This window comes from Streptomyces sp. 2A115, from assembly GCF_052245575.1.
GTDB lineage: Bacteria > Actinomycetota > Actinomycetes > Streptomycetales > Streptomycetaceae > Streptomyces.
Genome location: NZ_JBQQCG010000020.1, coordinates 1 through 12,058, shown reverse-complemented (window position 1 = coordinate 12,058; position 12,058 = coordinate 1). Strand labels below are relative to the sequence as shown.

The 12,058-nt window shown below is 70.7% G+C and carries 15 protein-coding genes; 10 read left to right on the top strand and 5 right to left on the bottom strand.

All coding sequences use genetic code 11. The annotated features are described in order from the left end of the window. Genes ACTWQR_RS19110 through ACTWQR_RS19100 form a run of 3 tightly spaced genes read right to left on the bottom strand, consistent with a single transcriptional unit; the run spans position 1 to position 1,588 of the window. Positions 1-165 carry a hypothetical protein gene (locus ACTWQR_RS19110; protein ID WP_443228303.1) on the bottom strand — a complete coding sequence of 55 codons (165 nt, stop codon included), beginning with the start codon at positions 163-165 and terminating at the stop codon, positions 1-3. Beyond that, on the bottom strand, positions 165-1,049 hold the full coding sequence (locus ACTWQR_RS19105; RefSeq protein ID WP_443228302.1) for a zf-HC2 domain-containing protein: 885 nt from the start codon (positions 1,047-1,049) through the stop codon (positions 165-167). Before ACTWQR_RS19105 ends, ACTWQR_RS19110 begins: the two co-directional genes overlap by 1 nt. Further along, the gene (locus ACTWQR_RS19100) at positions 1,046-1,588 is read right to left on the bottom strand and encodes an RNA polymerase sigma factor (protein WP_443228301.1); all 543 of its coding nucleotides are present in this window, start codon (positions 1,586-1,588) and stop codon (positions 1,046-1,048) included. Before ACTWQR_RS19100 ends, ACTWQR_RS19105 begins: the two co-directional genes overlap by 4 nt. A 145-nt stretch (positions 1,589-1,733) precedes the next feature. Here ACTWQR_RS19100 and ACTWQR_RS19095 point away from each other — a divergent pair, with 145 nt between their 5' ends. The 6 genes from ACTWQR_RS19095 to ACTWQR_RS19070 all read left to right on the top strand — a co-directional run bounded on the left by ACTWQR_RS19095 (position 1,734) and on the right by ACTWQR_RS19070 (position 8,085). Beyond that, complete coding sequence (locus ACTWQR_RS19095; protein WP_443228300.1) at positions 1,734-2,138, top strand: GntR family transcriptional regulator; 405 nt, start codon at positions 1,734-1,736, stop codon at positions 2,136-2,138. Continuing rightward, the gene (locus ACTWQR_RS19090) at positions 2,135-3,046 is read left to right on the top strand and encodes an ABC transporter ATP-binding protein (protein WP_443228299.1); all 912 of its coding nucleotides are present in this window, start codon (positions 2,135-2,137) and stop codon (positions 3,044-3,046) included. Before ACTWQR_RS19095 ends, ACTWQR_RS19090 begins: the two co-directional genes overlap by 4 nt. Beyond that, positions 3,043-4,020 (top strand): hypothetical protein, encoded by a 978-nt coding sequence (locus ACTWQR_RS19085; protein ID WP_443228298.1) that lies wholly within the window; start codon positions 3,043-3,045, stop codon positions 4,018-4,020. Before ACTWQR_RS19090 ends, ACTWQR_RS19085 begins: the two co-directional genes overlap by 4 nt. Before the next feature lie 297 nt (positions 4,021-4,317). After that, entirely contained in the window at positions 4,318-6,549 is a 2,232-nt protein-coding gene (locus ACTWQR_RS19080; protein ID WP_443228297.1) for an RNA degradosome polyphosphate kinase, read from the top strand. Beyond that, a complete protein-coding gene (locus ACTWQR_RS19075; protein WP_443228296.1) occupies positions 6,530-7,615 on the top strand; it encodes a CHAD domain-containing protein in 1,086 nt (361 codons plus the stop codon). Before ACTWQR_RS19080 ends, ACTWQR_RS19075 begins: the two co-directional genes overlap by 20 nt. Before the next feature lie 56 nt (positions 7,616-7,671). Then, entirely contained in the window at positions 7,672-8,085 is a 414-nt protein-coding gene (locus tag ACTWQR_RS19070; protein ID WP_443228425.1) for an NUDIX hydrolase, read from the top strand. 181 nt (positions 8,086-8,266) lie between these two features. Here ACTWQR_RS19070 and ACTWQR_RS19065 read toward each other — a convergent pair whose 3' ends face one another. Next, the gene (locus ACTWQR_RS19065; protein ID WP_443228295.1) at positions 8,267-8,470 is read right to left on the bottom strand and encodes a hypothetical protein; all 204 of its coding nucleotides are present in this window, start codon (positions 8,468-8,470) and stop codon (positions 8,267-8,269) included. Between the two features lie 82 nt (positions 8,471-8,552). On the opposite strand from ACTWQR_RS19065, the gene ACTWQR_RS19060 reads away from it, so the two are divergent. Both ACTWQR_RS19060 and ACTWQR_RS19055 read left to right on the top strand, forming a co-directional pair. Beyond that, on the top strand, positions 8,553-9,398 hold the full coding sequence (locus tag ACTWQR_RS19060; protein WP_443228294.1) for a hypothetical protein: 846 nt from the start codon (positions 8,553-8,555) through the stop codon (positions 9,396-9,398). 97 nt (positions 9,399-9,495) lie between these two features. After that, complete coding sequence (locus ACTWQR_RS19055) at positions 9,496-9,699, top strand: hypothetical protein (RefSeq protein ID WP_443228293.1); 204 nt, start codon at positions 9,496-9,498, stop codon at positions 9,697-9,699. Positions 9,700-9,798: 99 nt separating this feature from the next. Here ACTWQR_RS19055 and ACTWQR_RS19050 read toward each other — a convergent pair whose 3' ends face one another. Next, positions 9,799-10,170, bottom strand: a complete 372-nt coding sequence (locus ACTWQR_RS19050; protein WP_443228292.1) for a metal-sensitive transcriptional regulator — start codon at positions 10,168-10,170, stop codon at positions 9,799-9,801. Positions 10,171-10,373: 203 nt separating this feature from the next. Between ACTWQR_RS19050 and ACTWQR_RS19045 the strand changes: the two genes are divergently transcribed. Beyond that, the gene (locus ACTWQR_RS19045; RefSeq protein WP_443228291.1) at positions 10,374-10,994 is read left to right on the top strand and encodes a DUF47 domain-containing protein; all 621 of its coding nucleotides are present in this window, start codon (positions 10,374-10,376) and stop codon (positions 10,992-10,994) included. Positions 10,995-11,001: 7 nt separating this feature from the next. Beyond that, complete coding sequence (locus ACTWQR_RS19040) at positions 11,002-12,000, top strand: inorganic phosphate transporter (RefSeq protein ID WP_443228290.1); 999 nt, start codon at positions 11,002-11,004, stop codon at positions 11,998-12,000. Positions 12,001-12,058 lie beyond the last annotated feature (58 nt).

The following is a 12,058-nucleotide window of genomic DNA, read 5'->3' as shown; positions in this document are numbered from 1 at the left end:
TCATCCGTCGCCTCCGCTGTCGGAGGAGGACGAGGAGGATCCCTGGCGGCCGGATGTGTGCAAGAGAACGACGGCGACGACGTGCAGCAGTCGCAGGACGCCGGAGGCGACCATCAGTGCGGCGGCCTTGAGCAGCTTGAGCCTCCTGCGGGTGACGTCGGACATCACGCCGCACCTCCATCCTGAAAGCCCGCGAACGGTGTGTGCGCGGAAGTCGAGTCGAAACGGTCGCGGCTGAGGCAGAGGAGCCCGACGGCGAACGCGGCGACCACAGCCGCCACCCCCTGCCCGGCCACCGTGTACGGCGCGAGGGTCCCCTCGGTCCGCGCCTCCGCGATCACCAGCACCGCGACCCACACCCCGGCGACCAGCCCAGGAGCGAGGACCGGCCCCAGCCGGGGGGTCAGAGCGAGCCCGGTCGCGGTGAGGGCGAGCGCGGGCAGCAGCCAGGCCAGGGCCCGCAGTCCGTACGAGGGGAGCGCGAGCGTCGCAAGACCGTTGAGGCCGAGCCCTACGGCCAGCACGGCGACCGTACGGATCAGCAGCAGCCGGAAGCCGTGCAGCGGCGCGACCACGGTCATCTCGTACGTCGGGTCCAGCGCGGGCCCGTACGACAACGCGACCCCGGCGAGGGGCAGCAGCGGGGCGAGGGCGAGGAAGAGGCTCGGTGTCTCCGACGCCTGTACGGAGTTGGCGGCCACCACCGTCATGACCAGCACGGCGGCGACCGCGCCCAGCCAGGACAGCCGCAGTACGGGTGTGGCGGCGAGCAGCCGGGCCGTGTGGTCGGCCACCCCGACCCGGACGAGCAGCGACTCCAGGAAGCCCGGTCGCGGCGCGTCCAGTTCGGCGTCGAGCCGCTCCCATCCCTCGTCCAGGGACACCGGGTCGCTCACCTCGGCGAGCACCGCCCGGCACCGCTCGCAGGCGATGAGGTGCGTGTCCGCGGACCAGAGCATCGGCGGCGCCAGCTCTCCCCGTACATACGCCCGGAGATCGTCCTCCGCCACATGCCAGGTCAGGCCGCTCGGGCCGATCGTGTCGCTCATGCCAACGCCTCCCGCAGCTGCTTCCGGGCCCGCAGGGCCCGTGTCTTGACCGTCCCCGGCGGAATGCCGAGCAGGACGGCCGCCTCCCGGGTGGTCAGTCCGTCGATGACGGTGGCCTGGAGGACCGCCCTCAGTTCCGGCGACAGCCGGACGAGGGCGCCCGCGAGGTCCCCGTGCTCCACCCCTGCGAGCACGCGCTCCTCCGCGGACACCTCGTCCCGGTGCCGCAGCCGTGCGAGCGTCTGCCGCAGCCGCCCCCGTGCGCCGTCGCCCCGCAGGGCGTCGATGAGACGCCGCGACCCGATCCGCCACAGCCAGCCGGCCACGTCGCCTTCCTCGCGGTACCGGGCGTTGCCCCGCCACACGGCGAGAAAGGTCTCCTGTACGACGTCGTCGACGATCCCGGCGTCCGAACACCGGCCGCGCAGCCGCGCGACGAGCCACGGCGCGTACCGCCGGTACAGCTCTTCGAAGGCGCGCCGGTCCCCGTCCGCCGCGATGGCCCGCAGCAGCTCCCCGTCGCTTCTCGTTTCCCTCACGCCCCTTCATCGGACGAGCCCCGCCGATCGGTTCACGGCATTCCGGGAAACTTTGGCACCCGCCCCGGCCCACCTTTTCGCTTGACATGAACCCGCACCTTGCACCACCCTTTCACTACTCAATTAGTGAAAGGGTGGTTGTCGAGTGGTCGAGTACCGCATCGACCGGCGCAGCGGTGTCGCTACGTACGTCCAGATCGTCCAGCAGACCAAGCAGGCCCTGCGTCTGGGCCTGCTCGAGCCGGGCGACAAACTCCCCACGGCCCGCGAGGTCGTGGAGGCCACCGCGATCAATCCGAACACCGTCCTGAAGGCCTACCGCGAGCTGGAGCGGGAGGGCCTGGTCGAGGCCAGACGCGGCCTCGGCACCTTCGTGCAGCGCTCGCTGAGCACCACTCCGGCCGACTCCCCCCTCCGCGCCGAGCTGGCCGAGTGGGCGTCCCGCGCCCACGCGGCGGGCCTCGGCCGGGAGGACGTGGCCGCTCTCTTCACCTCCGTGCTCGACGACCGGTTCGGGCTCGACGAACACTTCAAGGGGGACCAGGAATGACCGACACCGCCATCGAGGCGGCCGGGCTCGGCATGCGGTACGGGCGCAGAAAGGGGAACGTCCTCAGGGACTGCTCCTTCCGGCTCCCGCAGGGCCGGATCTGCGCACTCGTCGGCCCGAACGGAGCCGGCAAGTCCACGCTGCTCGACATCGCCACGGGACTGCTCCGGCCCACCGCGGGCACGGTCACGGTCCTGGGCGGCACGCCCGCCGCCGCCCGCTCCCGGGTCGCCTACGTCGCCCAGAACAAGCCCCTGCACCCGCACCTCACCATCGCCGCCACACTCCGGCTCGGCGCCGAGCTCAACCGCGGCGGACGCTGGGACCAGGAGGCCGCCGAGCGGATCGCGTACGGCAGCGGCGGCCTGGAGCCGAAAGCCGGCGTCCGCTCGCTCTCCGGCGGCCAGCGCACCCGCGTCGCCCTCGCCCTCGCCTTCGGCAAGCGGCCCGAACTGCTGCTCCTCGACGAACCGATGGCCGACCTCGACCCGCTCGCCCGGCACCAGCTGACCGGCGCCCTGATGGCGGAGGCGCTGCAGAACGGCACCACCATCGTGATGTCGTCCCACGTGGTCGCCGAGCTGGAGGGCTCCTGCGACTACCTGCTGCTGCTCCAGGACGGCCGGGTACGCCTCGGCGGCGAGAGCGAGGACCTGCTCGCCGCGCACGCCCTGCTCACGGGCACGGCCGCCGACTTCGCCCCGCACACCGTGATCGAACGACGCGCCACCGGACGCGGCCACACCGCGCTGGTACGCCCCGAGGGCTCGACCGATCCGGCCTGGCAGCGCGAACAGCCCACCCTGGAGGAACTGATCCTCGCCCACCTGCGCAGCCCCGAGGCACCGGCGCTGCTGACCCCGGCCGCCACCGCCGCGGGCGCCGACCGTCAGGAGGCGGCCGCATGAGCACCCTCACAGCCCTGACCGTCAAAGGCACCGTCAAGGGCCTCCCGTGGACGGTGCTGCGCCTGCACCGGACGGCGCTGATCACCTGGGGCACCGGGCTGCTCGCCGCCACGGCGGCCCTGGTGTGGATGTACGCCATCGGGGACGACGCCCGCTTCGGTGCGGGCGGCTGCTCAATACCGCCGACAGCGGCGCTGCCGTCCTGCGAGGAGGTGCACGCGCAGACCGCCAACGAGACCTACCGCGATGTCCTCGGCCTCGTCAGCACCACCCTGTCGTACCTGATGTTCCCGGTCGCCGCCTGGGCGGGCGGCGCGCTGATCGGCCGAGAGCTGGAGAACGGCACCGCGCGCCTGGCCTGGACGCAGTCCGTCACGCCCGTGCGCTGGCTCGCCGCCAAGCTCGCCGTACCGGCGCTGCTGCTGACCGCCGGCACCACGGCGGCGGTGCTCCTGAACGTCTGGGCCCGGCAGGACGACAATCCCAACCTGGTCGGCGACTGGTACTACCCGGACGTCTTCGTCTCCACCGGCCCGACAGCCGTCACTTACGTCCTCGCGGGCCTGGCTCTCGGCGCGCTCGCCGGGCTGGTCACCCGGAGGGCCCTGCCCGCCGCCGGCCTCGGTTTCGCCGCCACGCTCGTCCTCTACAACGTCCTGGAGCGCTACCGCGAAGGCCTGTGGCCCACCGTGACCAGATCGGGCAAACCCTACGAGCTGCCGCGCTCCGCCTTCCAGGTGGAGGACGGGGCACTGCTCACCTCCGGCGGGCGGACCGACAGCCAGCCCTGCGGCGAGGCGATGTCGTCCGGCTCCGACTGCGTTCCGAACCCCGACTTCGCCGGGTACTACTCCACCTACCACCCCAAGTCCCACTTCTGGCCGCTCCAGCTCGTCGACGCCGGCATCGCGCTCGCCGTCGCCGCCCTGGCCACCGCCGCCGCCTTCTGGATCCTCCGCCGCCGAACCCCCTGATCCCACCCGCCACTCCTGACCCGTACGCCCCTTACGGGGGTAGGGCGTACCCGGCCCCCGGACGTGCAGACGTCCGGGGGCCGCTCTCCGCTATCCCGCACGTCATGTCCTCGTAACCATCGATTCAGACGGGCTTGCGAGGCTCAGTGAATGAACCCAGTCGTGCCCGAGCCCTTGCCTCCGCCGGAGCCCGAGCCCTCACCCGTGAGGGAGAACGGGAGCCCGGGCGTCCCCGCCGCGCTCCCGCCCGCTCCTTCCGACGCGCCTGTATTCGTTCCGGCGCGGAAGAATGGGTTCATGAGCCAGCCCCATGCCCAGACGCAGGTACAGCACGCGCAGCCGTCCGTCGGTTCCATAGCCGCGCACCGCCCGCACACAGTGGCGGCGAACGTCTCCGACCTCGAGCCCGACCTCGACGCCGACCTCGACGCTTACGAGGACTCGGTGCAGGACGGTGTCCAGCTCCCGCAGGGCCGTTTCCTCGACCGGGAGCGCAGCTGGCTCGCGTTCAACGAGCGGGTCCTGGAACTCGCCGAGGACCCGAGCACGCCCCTCCTCGAACGGGCGAAGTTCCTGGCGATCTTCGCCAGCAACCTGGACGAGTTCTTCATGGTCCGCGTGGCCGGCCTGAAGCGCCGCATCGCGACCGGCGTCGCGACCCGCTCGGCCTCGGGCCTCCAGCCCCGCGAGGTACTGGAGATGATCTGGGCCCGCTCCCGCGAACTCATGGCCCGGCACGCCGCCTGCTACCAGGAGGACGTGGCCCCCCAGCTCGGGGAGGAGGGCATCCACCTGGTCCGCTGGAGCGAGCTGACCGAGAAGGAGCAGGCCCGCCTCTTCACGCTCTTCCGCCACCAGATCTTCCCGGTCCTCACCCCGCTGGCCGTCGACCCGGCGCACCCCTTCCCGTACATCTCCGGCCTGTCCCTGAACCTGGCCGTGGTCGTACGGAACCCGGTGTCCGGCCACCGCCACTTCGCGCGCGTGAAGGTCCCGCCGCTCCTCTCCCGCTTCCTGGAGGCCTCCCCGGACCGCTTCGTCCCCATAGAGGACGTCATCGCGGCCCACCTGGAGGAGCTCTTCCCGGGCATGGAGGTGTTGCAGCACCACACGTTCCGCCTCACCCGGAACGAGGACCTGGAGGTCGAGGAGGACGACGCCGAGAACCTGCTCCAGGCCCTGGAGAAGGAGCTCATGCGGCGCCGCTTCGGACCGCCGGTGCGCCTGGAGGTCGAGGAGTCCATCGACCGGTACGTACTCGACCTGCTGATACGGGAGTTGAAGATCAGCGAGGCGGAGGTATACCCGCTGCCGGGTCCCCTGGACCTCACGGGCCTCTTCGGCATCGGCGCCCTGGACCGGCCCGAGCTGAAGTACCCGCGCTTCATCGCGGGCACCCACCGCGACCTCGCGGAGGTCGAGTCGGCGTCCGCGCCCGACATCTTCGCGGCACTCAACGAGCGCGACGTCCTGCTCCACCACCCGTACGACTCCTTCTCCACCTCCGTCCAGGCCTTCCTGGAGCAGGCGGCGGACGACCCGGACGTGCTGGCCATCAAGCAGACCCTGTACCGGACTTCGGGCGACTCGCCGATCGTCGACGCGCTGATAGACGCCGCCGAGTCCGGCAAGCAGGTCCTCGTCCTGGTCGAGATCAAGGCGCGCTTCGACGAGCAGGCCAACATCAAGTGGGCCAAGAAACTCGAAGAGGCCGGCTGCCACGTCGTCTACGGCCTCGTCGGGCTGAAGACGCACTGCAAGCTGTCGCTGGTGGTCCGCCAGGAGGGCGACGTCCTGCGCCGCTACTCCCATGTGGGCACGGGCAACTACCACCCGAAGACCGCCCGCCTCTACGAGGACCTGGGGCTCCTCACCGCCGACCCGCAGGTCGGCGCGGACCTCTCCGACCTCTTCAACCGGCTCTCCGGCTACTCCCGCCGCGAGACGTACCGCCGCCTCCTCGTCGCGCCCAAGTCCCTGCGCGACGGCCTGATCGCCCGGATCAACAAGGAGGCCCAGCACCACCGTGCCGGACGCCCCGCGTACATCCGCATCAAGGTCAACTCGATGGTGGACGAGGCGCTCATCGACGCCCTCTACCGCGCCTCCCAGGCCGGCGTGCCGGTTGACGTGTGGGTGCGCGGAATCTGCGCCGTACGACCGGGGGTTCCGGGCCTGTCCGAGAACATCCGCGTACGCTCCGTCCTCGGCCGCTTCCTCGAGCACTCCCGGGTCTTCGGCTTCGGCAACGGCGGCGAACCCGAGGTGTGGATCGGCAGCGCCGACATGATGCACCGCAACCTCGACCGCCGGATCGAAGCCCTGGTCCGGATCACCGATCCGGCCCACCGGTCGGCCCTCAGCCGGCTGTTCGAGACCGGTATGTCCGACAACACCTCCTCCTGGCACCTCGGCCCCGACGGCGAATGGACCCGGCACGCGTCCGACGCCGACGGCCAGCCGCTGCGCAATGTCCAGGAGATGCTCATAGACGCCCGGAGGCGCCGGCGTGGCACAGCGACACCTTGACCCCACGGCCGGACCCGTGGCCGGGGACACCCTGGCGGCCTACCTCCAGGCCCAGGCCACGGAGTTCCTACGCGCGCTGCGCCAGCACCGCGAGACCGGCGGTATGGGTGGGGGTACCCCCGCGCGAGCGTATTCGAGCGTGGGGGAAAACGGCACGGAGGAGGCCGTGGACGCGGCGCGCGCCCTGCGCCGCTCGGCCCGCCGCATCAGCGGCACGCTGCACACGTTCCGCCCCCTGCTCGACGAGGGCTGGTCCGAGGGCATGCGCCCCGAACTGGCCTGGCTGTCGGGGACGTTGGCGCGCGAGCACGCGTACGGGGCCCGTCTGGAGCGGCTGTTGGCGGCGCTGCACCGGCTGTCGGGTTCGTCGGCGTTCCCGTCCCAGGCCTCGGACCCTGACCCCTCCGTCGGCCCGCGCCACCCCCAACTCGCCCAGGAAAAGGGCAACCTGACAGTCGGCGCGGCCAAGGCAGGCGCCCTCCTGGAGCGCCAGCTGACCCTCGCCCGGACGCGCGCCCACTCGGCCGCGCTGCAGGCCCTGGGCTCCTCCCGCTTCCACGCCGTCGCCGACAACGTCGCCGTCCTCGCCAGCGAGGTCCCCCTCACCCCGGCCGCGACCACCGCCGGTCTCGAACCCCTGGCCGCCGCCGCGGAGGAACGCCTCGGCGACGCCGTCACCGGACTGCCCCTGATCACCGCGGGCCACCCCTACAACGCGGAGGCCCTCGTCCACGGCCTCTCCGCCGACACGGCCCCGCAGCCCCAGGACGCCCCCTGGCACCAGGTCCGCCTCCTGCTGCGCCTGCACCGGTACGCGCGGGAGGTCCTGTACGGCGACGAAACCCCTGTGGACGTACGCCTGTTGAGCGCGGGCCAGGCCCTGAACCGGCACCGCGACGCGGCCGAGGCGGCCGCGGCGGCGGCGTCCGCGGCCCGCACCCCGCGGATCGCCCCTGCGACGGCGTACGCGCTCGGGGTGCTCCACGCGGACCAGCGACACGAGGTGGAAGCGGCCAGGTTCGCCTTCCAGCGGGCCTGGTTGAGAGAGACGGTCGGCACTCCGTGACCGACTTGAGGACGTAAGGCAACCCCGTACACGCGATGGGAGGCCCTGTGCACGCGATGAACGGTGATCCCGTACTCGCGGCGGGCTGCGTACTGTGGCGCCGCTCGCCCTTCGACGGTGAACTGGAGGTCTGCCTGGTCCACCGGCCGAAGTACGACGACTGGTCGCATCCGAAGGGCAAGTTGAAGCGTGGCGAGGATCCGCTCGCCGGCGCGGTCCGCGAGGTCGAGGAGGAGACCGGCTACCGCTGCGTGCCCGGTCCCCGGCTGGCCACACTTCACTACATGGCCAACGGGCGTCCCAAGCAGGTGAGTTACTGGGCGGCTCAGGGGGCGGACGGGCACTTCGTGCCCAACCATGAGGTCGATCGGATCCGGTGGCTGCCGGGGGCTGCCGCCCGGGAACGGCTCACTCAGCCTCGTGATCAGGAGCTGGTGGACGAACTGCTGGCTGTGCTGCGGCACGCGTAGCGCTTCGCGCGGGGCCGGTTCGTATTGTCCGGGGCGGTGGGGCCGGTTCGTATTGTCCGGGGCGGTGGGGCCGGTTCGTATTGTGCGGGCCGGTGGGGGCTGGTCGCGCCCACGCGGCGGAGCCGCACAATGTCACAGCCCCGCGCCCCTGACGGGGCGCGCAGCCTAACGAGGCGCCCCCTCACGCCGCAGCCGATAAATGCCCCTCCGCATCCGCGCGGGCCAGACTTCGCGCTCTGCGGGCCGGGCCTTTCCAGCCGCAGGTGCAGCGGGCCAGGCAGAAACGGCCCTGCTCTATGGTCGTCGTTCGGTGGTTCCGGGGGGTGCTGTCGTCCTGCTGCGCCACGGCGACAACGTTACCCACCCCGAGTAAACGCTTCCGCATGGCGTGACAACGCCCCCCACCCGTCGTTAAGCGGACGACAGGAGGCCCGCGTACGGACGGCCCGGCTGGGGGTAGGCAGGCGATGGTGGAGCGGCAGCGCAGGCGTAGGGACGGGGCGGTCGCCCTGGCCGCCGCCGCGGCGGCGGGACTGATGGTCTGCGTCACCGGATGCTCGGGCAGTGGGGTCGCCGCCGAGGACGCGCGCGCCGCGGCGGACCCGGTCGAGGTGCTCCACAAGGCCCCCGGGAAACTGGTCCGGGCCGGCAGTTCCAAGGCGCGTACGTCGATGGAGATGGCCACCGGCGGCACCCGCGTGACCATCCGCGGCAAGGGCGCCTACAACTACGAGGACCAGGTGGGCCGGCTCGAGGTACTCCTTCCCGAGGACCCCGCGGGCGCCGAAGAACACCGCTCGATCACCGAACTCCTCTCGCCGGGCGCGCTCTACATGAAGAACCGCGGCGCCGGGGTCCCGGCCGACAAGTGGGTCCGCGTGGAGACGGCCTCGCTCTCCGACGGGAACCTGGTCACGGGCGGCGCGACCGACCCGTTCGCCGCCGCCGAGCTGCTGCGGGGCACGCGCGAGGCGACGTTCGTGGGGAGGACGTCGTTCGCCGGCACTCCGGTACGGCACTACCGCGGCACCACCGACCTCGCCGCGGCCGCGCGGGGTGCCTCGGCCGGCAGCCGGGCGGCACTGCGGGCGGCGGCGAAAGGCTTCGCCACGGCCATGGTCCCCTTCGACGCCTACCTCGACGACCAGGGACGCATCCGCAAGGTCCGCCACCGGTTCAGTTTCGCGAACGGGCAGCAGAAGGGCACCGTCGCGGTCGCCTCGACGACGCTGCTCTACGACTTCGGGACCCCCGTCGACGTACGGCTGCCGGACGCGACGGACATCTTCGCCGGGCGGATCGCCGAGCAGTGAGGCCGGAATGTGGAGGGCCGGAAATGGTCCGTTGGTGCCATGCGCTGTCCGTAGGCCGCTCCCTACTCTAGGAAGTCGGTGACGGCAGGAAGAGGTGATGCACGTGGCTCCGGCGCGCGGTACGGCAGTTCAGGACCACGTGGCCCTCGCCGAGATCGAGCTGTGCGGCGACCTGATCATCGCGGCCTCGGCCGCACGCGAGGACCGGCTCAGCCCCGACCGCATCGACGAGGTACTGAGGGTGGCCGAAGAGCGCTTCCTCGAAAAGCACGGAGAAAACGGCGAGGACGCCGACGGGTAGGGGCCCCGCGCCCCTTTAAGGGGCGCGGGGAACTGCGCGCCCAGCCCCCACAACCCGCAGCCAACACACGGGCCTGCCTTTACTGCTCCACCCCCAGGGTCACGTACGCAACAGCCGCCCGATCGCCTTCGTCGCCTCCTCCACCTTCGCGTCGACCTCCTCGCCGCCCTTGACGGCCGCGTCCGCGACGCAGTGGCGGAGGTGCTCCTCGAGGAGCTGGAGGGCGAAGGACTGGAGGGCCTTCGTGGAGGCGGAGACCTGGGTGAGTATGTCGATGCAGTAGACGTCCTCGTCGACCATCCGCTGCAGGCCCCGGATCTGGCCCTCGATCCGCCGCAGCCGCTTGAGGTGCTCGTCCTTCTGCTTGTGGTAGCCGTGGATCCCACGGTCGTGGTCGGTCACGATCTCCTGGGCTTCGGCCTCCGGGACCGCACCGGAGGGCGCCGTCGCGCCGGCCTCGGTGGTCGTCATCGCGTCCTCCTGCTGACTGGTACCCCTGTGGGGTATATGGTAACGAACTTTGCTGGGTATTAGGCCCTTGGCCAAGGCCCTCGAAGGACCCCGTGTTGATCACTTTGCCCGATGGGTGACACTGGGGGACGGCCGGTTAGCCGTGGCCGGATGATGCACCTAGCATCAGCCTGACCGAAACCGAAGCAATCCGAGGACCCCACGTGCGATTTCGTCTGACCCCCAGGGAGACGAGCTTCTACGACATGTTCGCCGCATCCGCGGACAACATCGTCACGGGCTCGAAGCTCCTGATGGAACTGCTCGGGGCGGACGCGTCCGACCGGGCCGAGATCGCCGAGCGTATGCGGGCCGCTGAACACGCCGGTGACGACGCCACACACGCGATCTTCCACCAGCTGAACTCCTCGTTCATCACGCCGTTCGACCGCGAGGACATCTACAACCTCGCCTCGTCCCTCGACGACATCATGGACTTCATGGAGGAAGCCGTCGACCTGGTCGTCCTCTATAACGTCGAGGAGTTGCCCAAGGGCGTCGAGCAGCAGATCGAGGTACTGGCCCGGGCGGCCGACCTGACCGCCGAGGCCATGCCGAACCTCCGCACCATGGACAACCTCACCGAGTACTGGATCGAGGTCAACCGCCTCGAGAACCAGGCCGACCAGATCCACCGCAAACTGCTGGCCTACCTCTTCAGCGGCAAGTACGAAGCGATAGAGGTGCTCAAGCTCAAGCAGATCGTGGATGTGCTGGAGGAAGCGGCGGACGCGTTCGAGCACGTGGCCAACACGGTGGAGACCATCGCGGTCAAGGAGTCCTGACCCCTTCATGGACACCTTTGCTTTGATCGTGACCATCGGCGTCGCGCTCGGATTCACCTACACCAACGGCTTCCACGACTCGGCCAACGCCATCGCCACCTCCGTGTCCACGCGCGCGCTCACGCCGCGTGCGGCGCTCGCGATGGCCGCGGTGATGAACCTCGCCGGCGCGTTCCTGGGCAGCGGGGTCGCCAAGACCGTCAGTGAAGGGCTGATCGAGACGCCGCACGGCAACCGGGGCATGTGGATCCTCTTCGCCGCCCTGGTGGGCGCGATCGTGTGGAACCTCGTCACCTGGTACTTCGGTCTGCCCTCGTCCTCCTCGCACGCGCTGTTCGGCGGCATGGTGGGCGCGGCGCTCGCGGGCGGCATCGGCGTCATCTGGTCCGGCGTCCTGGAGAAGGTCGTCATCCCGATGTTCATCTCTCCGGTCGTCGGCATAATCGCCGGTTACCTGGTGATGACCGGGATCATGTGGCTGTTCCGCCGCTCGAACCCCCACAAGGCGAAGCGGGGTTTCCGTATTGCGCAGACCGTGTCCGCGGCCGGCATGGCGCTCGGCCACGGCCTTCAGGACGCGCAGAAGACCATGGGCATCGTGGTCATGGCCCTGGTCATCGCCGATGTCGAGGAGGCCGGCGATCCGATTCCGGTGTGGGTCAAGATCGCGTGTGCCGTGATGCTGTCCCTGGGTACCTACGCGGGCGGCTGGCGCATCATGCGTACGCTCGGCCGGAAGATCATCGAGCTGGATCCGCCGCAGGGGTTCGCCGCGGAGACCACCGGTGCGTCGATCATGTTCACCACGGCGTTCATCTTCCACGCGCCGATCTCCACCACGCACGTCATCACCTCCGCCATCATGGGCGTCGGCGCCACGAAGCGTGTGAACGCCGTGCGCTGGGGCGTCGCCAAGAACATCATCCTCGGCTGGTTCATCACGATGCCGGCGGCGGGGATTGTCGCGGCGACGAGCTTCTGGATCGTGAACCTGGCGTTTCTGTAGGGGCGTTTCTCGCCCCCGCCGCCCCTACCCGTCCCATCCCATCCTTCTGGGGCTCCGC